Raw genomic sequence first — 18,585 nt, 5'->3', positions numbered from 1 at the left:
TTTTTCAGAACGAAAACTGGTTCAACACATCCGGCATACCCTTGGCCAAATCTTCCGCCTCGCGGCTGGCCAGAGTAGCGGCGTCCCACAGCTCGAAGTGCGCGCCCAGACCGAGCAGCATCACATCGCGCGTCATACCGGAAGCGTTGCGCAGTTCAGGAGCGATCAGGACCCGGCCGGAGCCATCCAGTTCCACGTCCTGAGCGTTGCCCAGCAACAGCCGCTGCAACGCACGAGCCGTCATGGGAAAGGCGGCAATCTGCTCGCGCTTCTTTTCCCACTCCGGCCGCGGGTACACCAGCAAGCAGCCGTCAGGGTGGCGGGTCAGGGTCAGCCGGCCATCGGCCTGCGACATCAGCGCGTCACGATGCCGGGTCGGAATCGAGATCCGCCCCTTCGCATCCAGCGTGAGTGCGCTGCTTCCCTGAAACACCACTTTTACCCCACTTAATTGCACAATTTCCTACTATTTCCCACTCTACGGTATGGCAATGGGGCGGTCAAGCGCGTGGTTGCAATTTTTTCAATCACAACAAGGACTTAGGCCAATATGTAAAACCGCAAAAAGAAAAACCTCCTGATATATCAGGAGGTTGCGGCACACTCTAAAAGTCCTTCGTAAGAAGTAGCGCCTAACGATGCCTTTGCATTGTTTTACTGTGCGCCCTCCGCCCCGGCTGACAAGGCTTCCCAGCGAGCGCGCCCGGCGGCCACCTTAAAAAATGGTGGAAGCATGCCGCACGGCCCCGGTTCGATGCCCGGTCCGCGCGTGGATGAGAAATTCGATGCAAGACGGATCTATAGGCCGGATTCTGTACACCAGGTTTCCCTGACGGACGATCATTCCTCTGCGCGGATCATTGCTGAGCCGCTCTAGCCACCTACCCGCATGCTTGGACGGAGCCGCCCTTCGCGGCCCGAGGGCCGCACGCATGCCTATTTGATGTTGCTCCGGGTAGAGGTTGCCGCGTTTCACCCTGCGACGCCGTAGTTCGTTGCCGAACCGCGCGATACGGAGATGGCCGTATCGGTGCGCGCAATGCGCGCCCGCTTCCCAGTCTCGTCTCTGTGGCCCTATTCCTCAACCGCGCCCGAGGACGCGGCCGGACGGCCGTTAGCCGTTACCCTGCCCTATGGAGTCCGGACCTTCCTCGATGGATTCGCATCCACCGCGATCGCCCGACCCGCCTTGCGGTTCGTATTCTATTACAGGTCGCGGCACTGTCCCCAAGATCCCCTTGGGTCCGCCCAACGAGCCACCGACGTTCCTGCGACAATACGCCCTGATCCACTTGTACGCCGCAGAAAAGACAGACTACATGGCCCTCGCTACCCTCATCACTCTTACCGACATCCAGCTCGCCTATGGGCACCACCCGCTGCTGGATCACGCCGACTTCGCCATCCAGGCCGGCGAGCGCATTGGCCTCATCGGCCGCAACGGCGCCGGCAAGTCGTCGCTGCTGAGGCTGCTAGACGGCCGCACCGTCCCCGACGATGGCGACATTGCCCGCAGCTCTGGGCTGCGCGTGGCTACGGTCGAACAGGAACCTGAACTGGATGAAAACGCCACGGTGTTCGACGTAGTCTGCAACGTGGAAGGCGACCACGAGGATTGGCAGCGCCCGTCGCGCGTGCGAGCGATGCTGGAAAAGCTGGGCCTGCCGGCCGACGTGCAAATCGCGGGGCTTTCGGGTGGCACGCGCAAGCGCGTGGCACTGGCGCGTGCGCTGGTTGAGCAGCCCGATCTGCTGCTGCTGGACGAACCCACCAACCATCTCGACTTCGAAGGCATTGCCTGGCTGGAAGACATGCTGCGCAGTTGGCGCGGCGCGGCAGTCATCATCACCCACGACCGGCGATTCCTGGACGCAGTCACCACTCGAATCGTTGAACTCGACCGCGGCCGCCTGTTGAGTTTCCCGGGCAACTTTTCTCAATGGCAAGAACGCAAAGCCCAATGGCTGGAATCGGAACGCCTGGAACAGGCCCGCTTCGACAAGCTGCTGGCGCAAGAAGAGGTATGGATACGCAAGGGCGTCGAGGCGCGCCGCACCCGTAACGAAGGCCGAGTACGCCGTCTGGAAAGCTTGCGGGTCCAGCGCGCCGAACGCCGCGAGCGCATCGGCGACGTCTCTTTGGCGCTGGCCGAAGGTCAACGCTCGGGCAAGCTGGTAGCCGAGCTTGAACACGTGGGCAAGACGTTTGGCGACAAGATCGTGGTGGACGACTACTCCACGACCATCCTGCGAGGCGACCGCATCGGCATCGTCGGCCCCAACGGCGCGGGCAAGACCACCTTGCTCAAGCTCATCTTGGGTGAGATGCAGCCCGACACCGGCACGACCCGCCTGGGCACCAACGTGGCGGTCGCTTATTTTGATCAGATGCGCGCGCAGCTGGATGAGGACGCCTCGCTGGTGGACATCATCAGCCCGGGAAGCGAATGGGTTGAAATCGGCGGCACGCGCAAGCACGTCATGACCTACCTGGGCGACTTCCTGTTCTCGCCCGCCCGAGCCGGCTCGCCCGTGCGCAGCTTGTCTGGCGGCGAACGCGCGCGCCTGCTGCTGGCCCGCCTGTTCGCCCGCCCGGCAAACGTGCTGGTGCTGGACGAACCCACCAACGACCTCGACATCGAAACGTTGGAACTGCTGGAAGAGCTGCTGCAGGAATACGCTGGCACCGTACTACTTGTCAGCCATGACCGCGCATTCCTGAACAACGTCGTCACGCAAACAATCGCGTATGAAGGTGACGGCCGCTGGCGCGATTATGTCGGCGGCTATGACGAATGGGTCGCCCAGCGTCCGGCTCCCGCCGCCCCGCCTTCCGACGAAGAAGCCGCGTCCAAACCTTTGGACGAAAGCGCAGCCCGCGCCAAAGTTGCCCGCGCCAAGCCGGCCAAAGCCAGCAAGATCAACGCGTGGGACTTGCGAGAACTTGAAGGCCTTCCCGATGCCATCGCCGCGCTCGAAGCGAAGCAGGTCGAGCTAGCCGGCAAGTTGGCGGACGGCAGCCTCTACCGCGAAGCGCCAGCAGAAGTGGATCGCATCAACGGCGAACTCGCCAAACTGGAAAGCGAACTAGAAGAGAAGTTCGCCCGCTGGGAACTGCTGGAAGCGCGCCGCGACGGCACGCTCTAACCCGCACCACTATATATATAGGCAAACCGACAAAGACGGCACGGTAAAAGAAACGGGGTGGACGGCATGATGCCGTCCACCCCGTTTGCCTTGGCGGTCCCGCCGTCAGACCGCGCGTCTAGCGGCTCAAGCGTGCGCCCGCCATGCCAGCGCTTCGCCTGCGGCGAGCGGCACCAGCGTCGTATTGCCGAAGGCCAGTTCTTCGGGCACCTGATAGGTCTCGCGGACAAGCGTCAGCGTGCCGGTGTTGCGCGGCAAGCCGTAGAAGTCAGGACCATGGAAGCTCGCAAAGCCTTCCAGCTTGTCCAGTTTGCCAACAGCGTCAAAGGCAGTCGCGTACAGCTCCATTGCGTGCAGTGCCGTGTAGCACCCCGCGCAACCGCAGGCATGCTCTTTCAGACCACGCGCATGGGGCGCGCTGTCGGTGCCCAGGAAAAAACGCGGGCTACCGCTAGTAGCCGCCTCAACCAAGGCCAATCGATGCGTCTCGCGCTTCAGGATCGGCAGACAGTACCAATGCGGACGCACCCCGCCCTGGAAAATCGCGTTGCGGTTGTACAGCATGTGCTGCGGCGTGATCGTCGCAGCGGTCGGCCCTTCGGCGTCGCGCACGTATTCCGCGCCTTCTTTCGTCGTGATGTGTTCGAACACCACCTTCAAGGCAGGAAACGCGCGGCGCAAAGGCTTCATGACGCGCTCCACGAAAATGGCCTCGCGGTCGAACACGTCAATCGCCGGATCGGTGACTTCGCCGTGCACCAGCAGCGGCATCCCGCACTTCTCCAAGGCTTCCAGCGCCTTGGTGCACTTGCCCAGCAAGTCCGTGACGCCAGCATCTGAGTTGGTCGTGGCGCCTGCGGGATAGAGTTTTACCGCGTAGACCTGGCCGGACGCATGCGCAGTGCGGATCTCTTCGGCAGACGTGTTGTCGGTCAGGTAAAGCGTCATCAACGGCGTGAAGGCATCGGCATTTCCGCCCGCCTTGCGCAAAGCTTGCAGGATGCGATCACGGTACGCCAATGCCTGCTCGGTCGTGGTCACCGGCGGCTTCAGGTTCGGCATGATGATGGCGCGCGCGAATTGGCGGGCGGTATCCGCCACCACCGCTTCCAGCGCCGCGCCATCGCGCAAATGCAGGTGCCAATCATCCGGGCGGGTAATCGTGAGCTGAGTCGTGCTTTGAGTAGACATGGAAAGGGCTTCTTAATCTGCCAGCGGCATACCCCGTTCTGCCAGCGCGCAAAACATCGCGCTGCCCAGAGGAATGACCGCATCGTTGAAATCAAAATGGGAATTGTGCAGCACGCAGCCCGACTCGGCGCCGCCTTGGCCCAGACGGAAATACGCGCCAGGCTTGCTCTGCAACATGAATGAGAAATCTTCGGAGCCCATCGAGGGCACCAGGTCACGCACCACGTTTTCCTTGCCGATCATTTCGGTGGCGATATCGGCCACAAGGTTAGCGTGTTGCGGCGTGTTGAGGGTAGCGGGATAGATGCGTTCATAGATCAATTCAGCGGTACCACCGAACGCGCCGGCGATGGCGGTGACCAGTTCGCGCATGCGCGTCTCGACCATCTCTTGCACCGATTTACGGAACGTGCGCACGGTGCCCACCAGCTTGGCCTCGCGCGGGATCACGCTCATTGCACCCGGGTGTCCTGCCTGCATCGACCCGATCGAAACCACCGCCGAATCCAGCGGGTTCACGTTGCGCGACACGATGGTCTGCAATGCGGTGATGATCTGCCCGGCAATGGTCACCGGGTCAATCGTTTGGTACGGATGCGCGCCGTGGCCGCCACGTCCGGTGATCTGGATTTCAAAGCGATCGGCAGCCGCCATCATCGGCCCCGGATTGATGCCGATGGTGCCAGGCCGCAGGCCGGGCCAATTGTGCAGGGCATAGATCGCATCACACGGAAACGTGTCGAAAAGACCATCCTCCAACATCGCGCGCGCTCCGCCGCGCCCTTCTTCCGCAGGCTGAAAAATCAGGACGGCAGTGCCATCAAAATTGCGTGTTTGCGCCAGGTACTTGGCTGCCCCGATCAGCACCGCGGTATGGCCATCGTGCCCACATCCGTGCATCAAGCCAGGCTTGGTCGACTTATGACCAAAGTCATTGTCTTCCGTCATGGGCAAGGCATCCATGTCGGCGCGCAGGCCGATCATGCGCCCGCTATCGCAGCGCCGACCGCGTATCACGCCCACGACACCGGTCTTGCCGATGCCCCGATGCACTTCGATCCCCAACGCCTCCAGCGCGCCCGCCACGATGCCGGACGTACGGACTTCTTCAAAGCCGAGCTCGGGGTGAGCGTGCAAATCGCGCCGCAGCGCCGTCAATTCGTCATGAAAAAGCCGAATTGATTCCAAAGCAGATCGTGCGTACATAGGACGTTACAGAATGGCGTGATAGAGGGGACGGTCTGCGCATTTTAGTTGCTACAGAGGATAAATGCCTTTGTCTTTACCAGAGAGACACGTTATGCTCCGGCCGCAGGACAATTTTTCCAACAGCCAGAGAAGGAGCGCCGCATTATGGCCACAACCTCCAAACCCGCGACCGCGCGCAAGCCGAACGCTGCATTCATGAAGCCCCTGACCCCCAGCGCCGAATTGGCCGCTGTCATCGGCTCGGAAGCCGTGCCGCGTACCGAGGTCACCAAGAAGATCTGGGAATACATCAAGAAGCACAACCTGCAAGATGCCAGCAACAAGCGCAACATCAACGCCGATGCCAAGCTGCGTCCGATCTTTGGCAAGGATCAGGTCACGATGTTCGAACTGACCAAGTTGGTCAACGCACATCTGAAGTAAGCAGGCAAAGGGCGTACCCCGTACGTCCCTGCCTCTTGGATTGTCGCGATGCCCTGGCTTTTGCCGGGCTAGCTCATTACCGTCATGCATGCGCCATCCTCGGCGCACCACACCCCAGTCCACATCTTGTGGACGCGGCAAAGCACCGTCTTGCTGTCGCCCTGATCGTCCCGATCTCCTGAAGGCGCCACACTTCCCCCAGGTCTCGCGAAAAATCTGCCGGCTCTCGTGCCGCGGCTCGGCATGCCTTCGCACGCTCTCACCCGCTGCAGAGGTCTATTCAAGCTCATGCGGGGCACCGCCACGCGATGTTTACGCTGCATGCAGATCCCATTCATTGCCTGGCAAGAGATCATGCCAAGGCGGCCCTCTCGATCGCGAACAACCTTTGCCAGTACACGTGAAAAAGCCGGCATCTCTGCCGGCTTTCCATGCGCTCAAAGAGCGGTCTCTACTCGTCAAGCATACGTGGTCGGTGCGCCGCCATCCAGCAATGCCAGCCAACCCTTGATCAGACGATACAGCACCCAGACTATGGTCGCGATCAGGCTGATCCAACCAATGAAGATATAGATGGCAATTCCGCTGATGGCCAACCACAACATTGCCCACCAGAACGTGCGCAGCATCCAGTCGAAGTGAGCTGCGTAAACCGTACCGGCAGCGTCTGAACGTTTCACATACATCAGCACCACAGCCGCCAACGTCGCAATGCCCAGAATTCCACTCGTCAAAAAGCCCAAGGCGAATAAACCGTAAGCCACATGGGTCAGCGTGCGCAGGTCTAAAGTCGTACCAGGCAAGGGGGTCTGGGGATCACTCACGATAACGCTCCAACGAATTGACTCGATCAATCTTACCGCACAAAACCCGCCCATCTACGGGCGTTGTTATTTCGGCACAATCAGCATTGGCGCGGGTCGCAGCCTGATTGACGAGGCGTTGCATATGAGTTTTGCCAGCCACAACATGCCTGCTTCGCCAAAGACAAAGCCCCGCCGGGAACCGGCGGGGCTTTGCGAAATAAGAGCTTAACGATGACCTACTTTCACAGACGTCCGTCCACTATCATCGGCGCGAAGGCGTTTCACTGTCCTGTTCGGGATGGGAAGGAGTGGTACCACCTTGCTATGGTCGTTAAGCGTAACTGCTTGAACGGTTGACCGAAGCGTCAACCCCTCGAATCTTGGGTACTGCCTGGTACTACAGAACAAAACCACATCCGTGATTTCGGCTATCACCGACAATCACACGCGCGTGTGTTCTCACTTATATATAAAACAAAACCCCACAGGATCACCTGTGGGGTTTTGCGCAATAAAAGCCTGACGATGACCTACTTTCACAGACGTCCGTCCACTATCATCGGCGCGAAGGCGTTTCACTGTCCTGTTCGGGATGGGAAGGAGTGGTACCACCTTGCTATGGTCGTCAGGCGTAACGGGTTGAGCAGCTGCGGGTTAACGCAACGGCTCCAATCTTGGAAGAAACACAACGTGTGGGTGACCAGAGACTAGCTCGATGATCACGCACAGGGGGGATGTAATTGGTGTTGGCTGGCTGCTGACGGTGCAGCCAGATTTTGTATTGAACGACACTTGGAACGCTATATCACCAGGTCATAACCATCAGTGTTATAGGATCAAGCCTCACGAGCAATTAGTATCGGTTAGCTTAACGCATTACTGCGCTTCCACACCCGACCTATCAACGTCCTGGTCTCGAACGACTCTTTAGGGGGATCAAGTCCCCGGGATACCTAATCTTCAGACGAGTTTCCCGCTTAGATGCCTTCAGCGGTTATCTCTTCCGTACTTAGCTACCCGGCAATGCCATTGGCATGACAACCGGTACACCAGAGGTACGTCCACTCCGGTCCTCTCGTACTAGGAGCAGGCTCCGTCAAGTATCCAACGCCCACGGCAGATAGGGACCAAACTGTCTCACGACGTTTTAAACCCAGCTCACGTACCTCTTTAAATGGCGAACAGCCATACCCTTGGGACCGGCTACAGCCCCAGGATGAGATGAGCCGACATCGAGGTGCCAAACACCGCCGTCGATATGAACTCTTGGGCGGTATCAGCCTGTTATCCCCAGAGTACCTTTTATCCGTTGAGCGATGGCCCTTCCATTCAGAACCACCGGATCACTATGTCCTGCTTTCGCACCTGTTCGACTTGTCAGTCTCACAGTCAAGCACGCTTATGCCATTGCACTATCAGCACGATTTCCGACCGTACCTAGCGTACCTTCGAACTCCTCCGTTACACTTTGGGAGGAGACCGCCCCAGTCAAACTGCCCACCATGCACTGTCCCCGATCCGGATAACGGACCAAGGTTAGAACCGCAAACAAACCAGGGTGGTATTTCAAGGATGGCTCCACGTGATCTAGCGACCACGCTTCAAAGCCTCCCACCTATCCTACACAGGCCGGTTCACAGATCAATGCAAAGCTACAGTAAAGGTTCATGGGGTCTTTCCGTCTAGCCGCGGGTAGATTGCATCATCACAAACACTTCAACTTCGCTGAGTCTCAGGAGGAGACAGTGTGGCCATCGTTACGCCATTCGTGCAGGTCGGAACTTACCCGACAAGGAATTTCGCTACCTTAGGACCGTTATAGTTACGGCCGCCGTTTACCGGGGCTTCGATCAAGAGCTTGCACCCCATCACTTAACCTTCCGGCACCGGGCAGGCGTCACACCCTATACGTCGACTTTCGTCTTTGCAGAGTGCTGTGTTTTTAATAAACAGTCGCAGCCACCGATTCTCTGCGACCCCATCATGCTAAGCGCGCAGGCGCTTCACACTACCGGGGTATACCTTCTCCCGAAGTTACGGTATCAATTTGCCGAGTTCCTTCTCCTGAGTTCTCTCAAGCGCCTTGGAATATTCATCCCGTCCACCTGTGTCGGTTTGCGGTACGGTCTCGCACAGCTGAAGCTTAGAGGCTTTTCTTGGAACCACTTCCAATCACTTCGCAAGCAATGCTCGCTCGTGCCATACCCTTGATTTACGCGCCCGGATTTGCCTAAGCGCCATCTTCGATACAGCAACAGGGACATCCAACACCCTGATGATCTTCCGCGATCCGTCCCCCCATCGCACTGTACGACGGTACTGGAATATTAACCAGTTTCCCATCAGCTACGCATCTCTGCCTCGCCTTAGGGGCCGACTCACCCTGCGCCGATGAACGTTGCGCAGGAAACCTTGGACTTACGGCGAGGGGGCTTTTCACCCCCTTTATCGCTACTCATGTCAGCATTCGCACTTCTGATACCTCCAGCAGCCTTTACAAGCCACCTTCGCAGGCTTACAGAACGCTCTCCTACCGCGTGCACTAAAAGTGCACACCCGCAGCTTCGGTTTATCGCTTAGCCCCGTTACATCTTCCGCGCAGGACGACTCGATCAGTGAGCTATTACGCTTTCTTTAAAGGATGGCTGCTTCTAAGCCAACCTCCTGACTGTCTATGCCTTCCCACTTCGTTTCCCACTTAGCGATAATTCGGGACCTTAGCTGGCGGTCTGGGTTGTTTCCCTCTTGAGTCCGGACGTTAGCACCCGGTGCTCTGTCTCCCAAGCTGTACTTGCGGGTATTCGGAGTTTGCCATAGTTTGGTAAGTCGCCATGACCCCCTAGCTATAACAGTGCTCTACCCCCCGCAGTAATACTTGAGGCACTACCTAAATAGTTTTCGGAGAGAACCAGCTATTTCCAGATTTGTTTAGCCTTTCACCCCTATCCACAGCTCATCCCCTAATTTTTCAACATTAGTGGGTTCGGTCCTCCAGCACGTGTTACCGTGCCTTCAACCTGGCCATGGATAGATCATCTGGTTTCGGGTCTACACCCAGCGACTGAATCGCCCTATTCGGACTCGCTTTCGCTACGGCTTCCCTATTCGGTTAACCTTGCCACTGAATGTAAGTCGCTGACCCATTATACAAAAGGTACGCAGTCACCCCACAAGGAGGCTCCTACTGTTTGTATGCATACGGTTTCAGGATCTATTTCACTCCCCTTCCGGGGTTCTTTTCGCCTTTCCCTCACGGTACTGGTTCACTATCGGTCGATCACGAGTATTTAGCCTTGGAGGATGGTCCCCCCATCTTCAAACAGGATTTCACGTGTCCCGCCCTACTTGTCTTACGCTTAGTTCCACACACAAGATTTCATCTACAGGGCTATCACCTGCTACGGCCGGACTTTCCATTCCGTTCGACTATCTTGCGCGCTAAAACGTAAAGGCTCTTCCGATTTCGCTCGCCACTACTTTCGGAATCTCGGTTGATTTCTTTTCCTCGAGCTACTGAGATGTTTCAGTTCACCCGGTTCGCTTCCACTAGCCTATGTATTCAGCTAGGGATACTGCATTGCTGCAGTGGGTTTCCCCATTCGGACATCTACGGATCAAAGCTTGTTTGCCAGCTCCCCGTAGCTTTTCGCAGGCTACTACGTCCTTCATCGCCTGTGATCGCCAAGGCATCCACCATATGCACTTAGTCGCTTGATCCTATAACGCTGTAGGCTATAGGACCTGAGTATTAGCGTTTGTGCCGTTCATAAGTTTCAAAGCAGTCTGAGGTTATTCACCCCAGTCTTGAGAACTTGGAACAAAATAATGCAATCACAACCCGTACTTATCTTCTTCGACTTGCGTCGAGTACTTAATAAGTACATTTCGTTGTGCTTCTTCCAGATTGTTAAAGAACGAATATAGCTGTTGAGTAAAACCCAACTCATAACACTGACAACAGCGCTATGAGTTAGCCTCTACATCACCACCAGGGCGATTATGAGAATCAATGGTGGAGGTGAACGGGATCGAACCGATGACATCCTGCTTGCAAAGCAGGCGCTCTCCCAGCTGAGCTACACCCCCATATCCTGCATCGCAGAATACTTGGTGGGTCTGGTTGGATTCGAACCAACGACCCCCGCCTTATCAAGACGGTGCTCTAACCAACTGAGCTACAGACCCAAAACCTTCTCGGATCAGCAGTCAGGTAGCTGAAGACCCAGGGAAGATTCCCTCGACCCAAGCCTACAACTGATCCCAGCTATATCAAACAACCGATAAGAGTGGACGCTTAACACGAGCACTTAAGCTCTGAAAGGAGGTGATCCAGCCGCACCTTCCGATACGGCTACCTTGTTACGACTTCACCCCAGTCATGAATCCTACCGTGGTAATCGCCCCCCTTACGGTTAGGCTAACTACTTCTGGTAAAACCCACTCCCATGGTGTGACGGGCGGTGTGTACAAGACCCGGGAACGTATTCACCGCGACATGCTGATCCGCGATTACTAGCGATTCCGACTTCACGCAGTCGAGTTGCAGACTGCGATCCGGACTACGATCGGGTTTCTGGGATTGGCTCCCCCTCGCGGGTTGGCGACCCTCTGTCCCGACCATTGTATGACGTGTGAAGCCCTACCCATAAGGGCCATGAGGACTTGACGTCATCCCCACCTTCCTCCGGTTTGTCACCGGCAGTCTCATTAGAGTGCCCTTTCGTAGCAACTAATGACAAGGGTTGCGCTCGTTGCGGGACTTAACCCAACATCTCACGACACGAGCTGACGACAGCCATGCAGCACCTGTGTTCCAGTTCTCTTGCGAGCACTTCCAAATCTCTTCGGAATTCCAGACATGTCAAGGGTAGGTAAGGTTTTTCGCGTTGCATCGAATTAATCCACATCATCCACCGCTTGTGCGGGTCCCCGTCAATTCCTTTGAGTTTTAATCTTGCGACCGTACTCCCCAGGCGGTCAACTTCACGCGTTAGCTGCGCTACCAAGGCCCGAAGGCCCCAACAGCTAGTTGACATCGTTTAGGGCGTGGACTACCAGGGTATCTAATCCTGTTTGCTCCCCACGCTTTCGTGCATGAGCGTCAGTGTTATCCCAGGAGGCTGCCTTCGCCATCGGTGTTCCTCCGCATATCTACGCATTTCACTGCTACACGCGGAATTCCACCTCCCTCTGACACACTCTAGCTCGGTAGTTAAAAATGCAGTTCCAAAGTTAAGCTCTGGGATTTCACATCTTTCTTTCCGAACCGCCTGCGCACGCTTTACGCCCAGTAATTCCGATTAACGCTTGCACCCTACGTATTACCGCGGCTGCTGGCACGTAGTTAGCCGGTGCTTATTCTGCAGGTACCGTCAGTTTCACGGGGTATTAGCCCATGACGTTTCTTTCCTGCCAAAAGTGCTTTACAACCCGAAGGCCTTCATCGCACACGCGGGATGGCTGGATCAGGGTTTCCCCCATTGTCCAAAATTCCCCACTGCTGCCTCCCGTAGGAGTCTGGGCCGTGTCTCAGTCCCAGTGTGGCTGGTCGTCCTCTCAAACCAGCTACGGATCGTCGCCTTGGTGAGCCGTTACCCCACCAACTAGCTAATCCGATATCGGCCGCTCTAATAGTGCAAGGTCTTGCGATCCCCTGCTTTCCCCCGTAGGGCGTATGCGGTATTAGCTACGCTTTCGCGTAGTTATCCCCCGCTACTAGGCACGTTCCGATACATTACTCACCCGTTCGCCACTCGCCACCAGACCGAAGTCCGTGCTGCCGTTCGACTTGCATGTGTAAGGCATCCCGCTAGCGTTCAATCTGAGCCAGGATCAAACTCTTCAGTTTAATCTCTGTATTTGTTTCGTATTCTTGGTCCGAATAAATCCGAACCAGGTCATACGTCGCTACTCAAAGGAAGTGAGGTATGTTCTTAAACTTGACGTCTAAGGTACTTCACTTCTAGTGAGCACTTGATTTCATTGTGCTTGTGAAGCAAGCCAAGGTTTGACCCCAGACCTGAATCACAGTGCATCGCATCAAGCGCCCACACTTATCGGTTGTTTAATTGTTAAAGAGCGGTACTGCTAAATTCTGTACTACCAACTTCTTGCCACTCGCTGAACCCACCAGCTTCGCTGCGGCTTTCGCCTTGCGTCGCTTGCTGTTTTCAGCAGCAGAGAGGCGAGATTATGAAGAAGTTTTTATCGCTTGTCAAACCAGTGTCGCATTTGCTTCGCTTACCGCGACTCAAGTACTGCGCTGCCTGACTTACAAACTTTCTTCAGACCTCACTCACCCGTATTTCTACTGGGCTCCCTTTTTAGCGGCTATCGAAATATCGGGGTGACCCTGAACTTTCGGTAGCAGCCAAGCCTTCAACTATAACATCATTTTTGCAGCTTGTGCAACCGGCCCTTGGCTCATTTGCACTGTCTTGCAACGCTGCTGCTTTCTGAATTTCTTCGTCTTACAGCGGCGAGAAGTATAGGTTCTCACTTATATATAAAACAAAACCCCACAGGATCACCTGTGGGGTTTTGCGCAATAAAAGCCTGACGATGACCTACTTTCACAGACGTCCGTCCACTATCATCGGCGCGAAGGCGTTTCACTGTCCTGTTCGGGATGGGAAGGAGTGGTACCACCTTGCTATGGTCGTCAGGCGTAACGGGTTGAGCAGCTGCGGGTTAACGCAACGGCTCCAATCTTGGAAGAAACACAACGTGTGGGTGACCAGAGACTAGCTCGATGATCACGCACAGGGGGGATGTAATTGGTGTTGGCTGGCTGCCGACGGTGCAGCCAGATTTTGTATTGAACGACACTTGGAACGCTATACCACCAGGTCATAACCATCAGTGTTATAGGATCAAGCCTCACGAGCAATTAGTATCGGTTAGCTTAACGCATTACTGCGCTTCCACACCCGACCTATCAACGTCCTGGTCTCGAACGACTCTTTAGGGGGATCAAGTCCCCGGGATACCTAATCTTCAGACGAGTTTCCCGCTTAGATGCCTTCAGCGGTTATCTCTTCCGTACTTAGCTACCCGGCAATGCCATTGGCATGACAACCGGTACACCAGAGGTACGTCCACTCCGGTCCTCTCGTACTAGGAGCAGGCTCCGTCAAGTATCCAACGCCCACGGCAGATAGGGACCAAACTGTCTCACGACGTTTTAAACCCAGCTCACGTACCTCTTTAAATGGCGAACAGCCATACCCTTGGGACCGGCTACAGCCCCAGGATGAGATGAGCCGACATCGAGGTGCCAAACACCGCCGTCGATATGAACTCTTGGGCGGTATCAGCCTGTTATCCCCAGAGTACCTTTTATCCGTTGAGCGATGGCCCTTCCATTCAGAACCACCGGATCACTATGTCCTGCTTTCGCACCTGTTCGACTTGTCAGTCTCACAGTCAAGCACGCTTATGCCATTGCACTATCAGCACGATTTCCGACCGTACCTAGCGTACCTTCGAACTCCTCCGTTACACTTTGGGAGGAGACCGCCCCAGTCAAACTGCCCACCATGCACTGTCCCCGATCCGGATAACGGACCAAGGTTAGAACCGCAAACAAACCAGGGTGGTATTTCAAGGATGGCTCCACGCGATCTAGCGACCACGCTTCAAAGCCTCCCACCTATCCTACACAGGCCGGTTCACAGATCAATGCAAAGCTACAGTAAAGGTTCATGGGGTCTTTCCGTCTAGCCGCGGGTAGATTGCATCATCACAAACACTTCAACTTCGCTGAGTCTCAGGAGGAGACAGTGTGGCCATCGTTACGCCATTCGTGCAGGTCGGAACTTACCCGACAAGGAATTTCGCTACCTTAGGACCGTTATAGTTACGGCCGCCGTTTACCGGGGCTTCGATCAAGAGCTTGCACCCCATCACTTAACCTTCCGGCACCGGGCAGGCGTCACACCCTATACGTCGACTTTCGTCTTTGCAGAGTGCTGTGTTTTTAATAAACAGTCGCAGCCACCGATTCTCTGCGACCCCATCATGCTAAGCGCGCAGGCGCTTCACACTACCGGGGTATACCTTCTCCCGAAGTTACGGTATCAATTTGCCGAGTTCCTTCTCCTGAGTTCTCTCAAGCGCCTTGGAATATTCATCCCGTCCACCTGTGTCGGTTTGCGGTACGGTCTCGTACAGCTGAAGCTTAGAGGCTTTTCTTGGAACCACTTCCAATCACTTCGCAAGCAATGCTCGCTCGTGCCATACCCTTGATTTACGCGCCCGGATTTGCCTAAGCGCCATCTTCGATACAGCAACAGGGACATCCAACACCCTGATGATCTTCCGCGATCCGTCCCCCCATCGCACTGTACGACGGTACTGGAATATTAACCAGTTTCCCATCAGCTACGCATCTCTGCCTCGCCTTAGGGGCCGACTCACCCTGCGCCGATGAACGTTGCGCAGGAAACCTTGGACTTACGGCGAGGGGGCTTTTCACCCCCTTTATCGCTACTCATGTCAGCATTCGCACTTCTGATACCTCCAGCAGCCTTTACAAGCCACCTTCGCAGGCTTACAGAACGCTCTCCTACCGCGTGCACTAAAAGTGCACACCCGCAGCTTCGGTTTATCGCTTAGCCCCGTTACATCTTCCGCGCAGGACGACTCGATCAGTGAGCTATTACGCTTTCTTTAAAGGATGGCTGCTTCTAAGCCAACCTCCTGACTGTCTATGCCTTCCCACTTCGTTTCCCACTTAGCGATAATTCGGGACCTTAGCTGGCGGTCTGGGTTGTTTCCCTCTTGAGTCCGGACGTTAGCACCCGGTGCTCTGTCTCCCAAGCTGTACTTGCGGGTATTCGGAGTTTGCCATAGTTTGGTAAGTCGCCATGACCCCCTAGCTATAACAGTGCTCTACCCCCCGCAGTAATACTTGAGGCACTACCTAAATAGTTTTCGGAGAGAACCAGCTATTTCCAGATTTGTTTAGCCTTTCACCCCTATCCACAGCTCATCCCCTAATTTTTCAACATTAGTGGGTTCGGTCCTCCAGCACGTGTTACCGTGCCTTCAACCTGGCCATGGATAGATCATCTGGTTTCGGGTCTACACCCAGCGACTGAATCGCCCTATTCGGACTCGCTTTCGCTACGGCTTCCCTATTCGGTTAACCTTGCCACTGAATGTAAGTCGCTGACCCATTATACAAAAGGTACGCAGTCACCCCACAAGGAGGCTCCTACTGTTTGTATGCATACGGTTTCAGGATCTATTTCACTCCCCTTCCGGGGTTCTTTTCGCCTTTCCCTCACGGTACTGGTTCACTATCGGTCGATCACGAGTATTTAGCCTTGGAGGATGGTCCCCCCATCTTCAAACAGGATTTCACGTGTCCCGCCCTACTTGTCTTACGCTTAGTTCCACACACAAGATTTCATCTACAGGGCTATCACCTGCTACGGCCGGACTTTCCATTCCGTTCGACTATCTTGCGTGCTAAAACGTAAAGGCTCTTCCGATTTCGCTCGCCACTACTTTCGGAATCTCGGTTGATTTCTTTTCCTCGAGCTACTGAGATGTTTCAGTTCACCCGGTTCGCTTCCACTAGCCTATGTATTCAGCTAGGGATACTGCATTGCTGCAGTGGGTTTCCCCATTCGGACATCTACGGATCAAAGCTTGTTTGCCAGCTCCCCGTAGCTTTTCGCAGGCTACTACGTCCTTCATCGCCTGTGATCGCCAAGGCATCCACCATATGCACTTAGTCGCTTGATCCTATAACGCTGTAGGCTATAGGACCTGAGTATTAGCGTTTGTGCCGTTCATAAGTTTCAAAGCAGTCTGAGGTTATTCACCTCAGTCTTGAGAACTTGGAACAAAATAATGCAATCACAACCCGTACTTATCTTCTTCGACTTGCGTCGAGTACTTAATAAGTACATTTCGTTGTGCTTCTTCCAGATTGTTAAAGAACGAATATAGCTGTTGAGTAAAACCCAACGCATAGCGCTGCAAGCAGCGCTATGCGTTAACTTCTACGCCGGGCCAATAACGATTGACCCCAGCTACAAAAAACAACCGATAAGAGTGGACGCTTAACACGAGCACTTAAGCTCTGAAAGGAGGTGATCCAGCCGCACCTTCCGATACGGCTACCTTGTTACGACTTCACCCCAGTCATGAATCCTACCGTGGTAATCGCCCCCCTTACGGTTAGGCTAACTACTTCTGGTAAAACCCACTCCCATGGTGTGACGGGCGGTGTGTACAAGACCCGGGAACGTATTCACCGCGACATGCTGATCCGCGATTACTAGCGATTCCGACTTCACGCAGTCGAGTTGCAGACTGCGATCCGGACTACGATCGGGTTTCTGGGATTGGCTCCCCCTCGCGGGTTGGCGACCCTCTGTCCCGACCATTGTATGACGTGTGAAGCCCTACCCATAAGGGCCATGAGGACTTGACGTCATCCCCACCTTCCTCCGGTTTGTCACCGGCAGTCTCATTAGAGTGCCCTTTCGTAGCAACTAATGACAAGGGTTGCGCTCGTTGCGGGACTTAACCCAACATCTCACGACACGAGCTGACGACAGCCATGCAGCACCTGTGTTCCGGTTCTCTTGCGAGCACTTCCAAATCTCTTCGGAATTCCAGACATGTCAAGGGTAGGTAAGGTTTTTCGCGTTGCATCGAATTAATCCACATCATCCACCGCTTGTGCGGGTCCCCGTCAATTCCTTTGAGTTTTAATCTTGCGACCGTACTCCCCAGGCGGTCAACTTCACGCGTTAGCTGCGCTACCAAGGCCCGAAGGCCCCAACAGCTAGTTGACATCGTTTAGGGCGTGGACTACCAGGGTATCTAATCCTGTTTGCTCCCCACGCTTTCGTGCATGAGCGTCAGTGTTATCCCAGGAGGCTGCCTTCGCCATCGGTGTTCCTCCGCATATCTACGCATTTCACTGCTACACGCGGAATTCCACCTCCCTCTGACACACTCTAGCTCGGTAGTTAAAAATGCAGTTCCAAAGTTAAGCTCTGGGATTTCACATCTTTCTTTCCGAACCGCCTGCGCACGCTTTACGCCCAGTAATTCCGATTAACGCTTGCACCCTACGTATTACCGCGGCTGCTGGCACGTAGTTAGCCGGTGCTTATTCTGCAGGTACCGTCAGTTTCACGGGGTATTAGCCCATGACGTTTCTTTCCTGCCAAAAGTGCTTTACAACCCGAAGGCCTTCATCGCACACGCGGGATGGCTGGATCAGGGTTTCCCCCATTGTCCAAAATTCCCCACTGCTGCCTCCCGTAGGAGTCTGGGCCGTGTCTCAGTCCCAGTGTGGCTGGTCGTCCTCTCAAACCAGCTACGGATCGTCGCCTTGGTGAGCCGTTACCCCACCAACTAGCTAATCCGATATCGGCCGCTCTAATAGTGCAAGGTCTTGCGATCCCCTGCTTTCCCCCGTAGGGCGTATGCGGTATTAGCTACGCTTTCGCGTAGTTATCCCCCGCTACTAGGCACGTTCCGATACATTACTCACCCGTTCGCCACTCGCCACCAGACCGAAGTCCGTGCTGCCGTTCGACTTGCATGTGTAAGGCATCCCGCTAGCGTTCAATCTGAGCCAGGATCAAACTCTTCAGTTTAATCTCTGTATTTGTTTCGTATTCTTGGTCCGAATAAATCCGAACCAGGTCATACGTCGCTACTCAAAGGAAGTGAGGTATGTTCTTAAACTTGACGTCTAAGGTACTTCACTTCTAGTGAGCACTTGATTTCATTGTGCTTGTGAAGCAAGCCAAGGTTTGACCCCAGACCTGAATCACAGT

The 18,585-nt window shown here is 55.3% G+C and carries 6 protein-coding genes, 2 tRNA genes, 7 rRNA genes and 1 other RNA gene; 2 read left to right on the top strand and 14 right to left on the bottom strand.

The features are described 5' to 3' along the window. Positions 1-4 precede the first annotated feature (4 nt). Entirely contained in the window at positions 5-433 is a 429-nt protein-coding gene (mraZ, locus tag P8T11_RS23520; RefSeq protein ID WP_006226256.1) for a division/cell wall cluster transcriptional repressor MraZ, read from the bottom strand. A gap of 352 nt (positions 434-785) precedes the next feature. Then, an RNA gene (gene rnpB, locus P8T11_RS23515) (RNase P RNA component class A) lies at positions 786-1,191 on the bottom strand. A 128-nt stretch (positions 1,192-1,319) separates the two neighbouring features. Here rnpB and P8T11_RS23510 point away from each other — a divergent pair. After that, positions 1,320-3,146 carry an ATP-binding cassette domain-containing protein gene (locus P8T11_RS23510; RefSeq protein ID WP_268079782.1) on the top strand — a complete coding sequence of 609 codons (1,827 nt, stop codon included), beginning with the start codon at positions 1,320-1,322 and terminating at the stop codon, positions 3,144-3,146. Positions 3,147-3,272: 126 nt separating this feature from the next. Here P8T11_RS23510 and pyrC read toward each other — a convergent pair whose 3' ends face one another. Further along, a complete protein-coding gene (gene pyrC, locus P8T11_RS23505; RefSeq protein ID WP_268079783.1) occupies positions 3,273-4,337 on the bottom strand; it encodes a dihydroorotase in 1,065 nt (354 codons plus the stop codon). A gap of 12 nt (positions 4,338-4,349) precedes the next feature. After that, entirely contained in the window at positions 4,350-5,543 is a 1,194-nt protein-coding gene (locus P8T11_RS23500) for a M20 aminoacylase family protein (RefSeq protein ID WP_268079784.1), read from the bottom strand. Between the two features lie 147 nt (positions 5,544-5,690). Here P8T11_RS23500 and P8T11_RS23495 point away from each other — a divergent pair, with 147 nt between their 5' ends. Beyond that, the gene (locus tag P8T11_RS23495) at positions 5,691-5,969 is read left to right on the top strand and encodes an SWIB/MDM2 domain-containing protein (RefSeq protein WP_006217453.1); all 279 of its coding nucleotides are present in this window, start codon (positions 5,691-5,693) and stop codon (positions 5,967-5,969) included. A gap of 458 nt (positions 5,970-6,427) precedes the next feature. Here P8T11_RS23495 and P8T11_RS23490 read toward each other — a convergent pair whose 3' ends face one another. From P8T11_RS23490 to P8T11_RS23445, 10 genes are all read right to left on the bottom strand, one after another. After that, positions 6,428-6,847 (bottom strand): DUF4870 family protein, encoded by a 420-nt coding sequence (locus P8T11_RS23490; protein WP_268079785.1) that lies wholly within the window; start codon positions 6,845-6,847, stop codon positions 6,428-6,430. Between the two features lie 151 nt (positions 6,848-6,998). Next, a 5S ribosomal RNA gene (rrf, locus tag P8T11_RS23485) occupies positions 6,999-7,111 on the bottom strand. A gap of 181 nt (positions 7,112-7,292) precedes the next feature. Continuing rightward, positions 7,293-7,405: ribosomal RNA gene (gene rrf, locus P8T11_RS23480) — 5S ribosomal RNA — on the bottom strand. A gap of 202 nt (positions 7,406-7,607) precedes the next feature. Beyond that, a 23S ribosomal RNA gene (locus P8T11_RS23475) occupies positions 7,608-10,492 on the bottom strand. A 293-nt stretch (positions 10,493-10,785) separates the two neighbouring features. Next, positions 10,786-10,861, bottom strand: a tRNA-Ala gene (locus tag P8T11_RS23470). A gap of 22 nt (positions 10,862-10,883) precedes the next feature. Beyond that, positions 10,884-10,960 (bottom strand) — tRNA-Ile (locus P8T11_RS23465). Positions 10,961-11,092: 132 nt separating this feature from the next. Next, positions 11,093-12,623, bottom strand: a 16S ribosomal RNA gene (locus tag P8T11_RS23460). A gap of 705 nt (positions 12,624-13,328) precedes the next feature. Further along, a 5S ribosomal RNA gene (rrf, locus tag P8T11_RS23455) occupies positions 13,329-13,441 on the bottom strand. Between the two features lie 202 nt (positions 13,442-13,643). After that, positions 13,644-16,528, bottom strand: a 23S ribosomal RNA gene (locus tag P8T11_RS23450). A gap of 343 nt (positions 16,529-16,871) precedes the next feature. Further along, positions 16,872-18,402 (bottom strand): 16S ribosomal RNA (locus tag P8T11_RS23445). The 16S, 23S and 5S rRNA genes sit together here with 2 tRNA genes alongside, the layout of an rRNA operon. Positions 18,403-18,585 lie beyond the last annotated feature (183 nt).

This window comes from Achromobacter spanius (assembly GCF_029637605.1).
Lineage (GTDB): Bacteria > Pseudomonadota > Gammaproteobacteria > Burkholderiales > Burkholderiaceae_B > Achromobacter > Achromobacter spanius_E.
The sequence above is the reverse complement of the archived record's forward strand: the minus strand, read 5'-3'. Positions and strand labels throughout refer to the sequence as shown.

What these genes read in the sequence shown, in the direction of transcription:
- P8T11_RS23510 (WP_268079782.1), top strand. Translation starts at nt 1,320, where the DNA reads ATGGCCCTCGCTACCCTCATCACTCTTACCGACATCCAGCTCGCCTAT.
- pyrC (WP_268079783.1), bottom strand. Translation starts at nt 4,337, where the DNA reads ATGTCTACTCAAAGCACGACTCAGCTCACGATTACCCGCCCGGATGAT.
- P8T11_RS23500 (WP_268079784.1), bottom strand. Translation starts at nt 5,543, where the DNA reads ATGTACGCACGATCTGCTTTGGAATCAATTCGGCTTTTTCATGACGAA.
- P8T11_RS23495 (WP_006217453.1), top strand. Translation starts at nt 5,691, where the DNA reads ATGGCCACAACCTCCAAACCCGCGACCGCGCGCAAGCCGAACGCTGCA.
- P8T11_RS23490 (WP_268079785.1), bottom strand. Translation starts at nt 6,847, where the DNA reads ATGGGCGGGTTTTGTGCGGTAAGATTGATCGAGTCAATTCGTTGGAGC.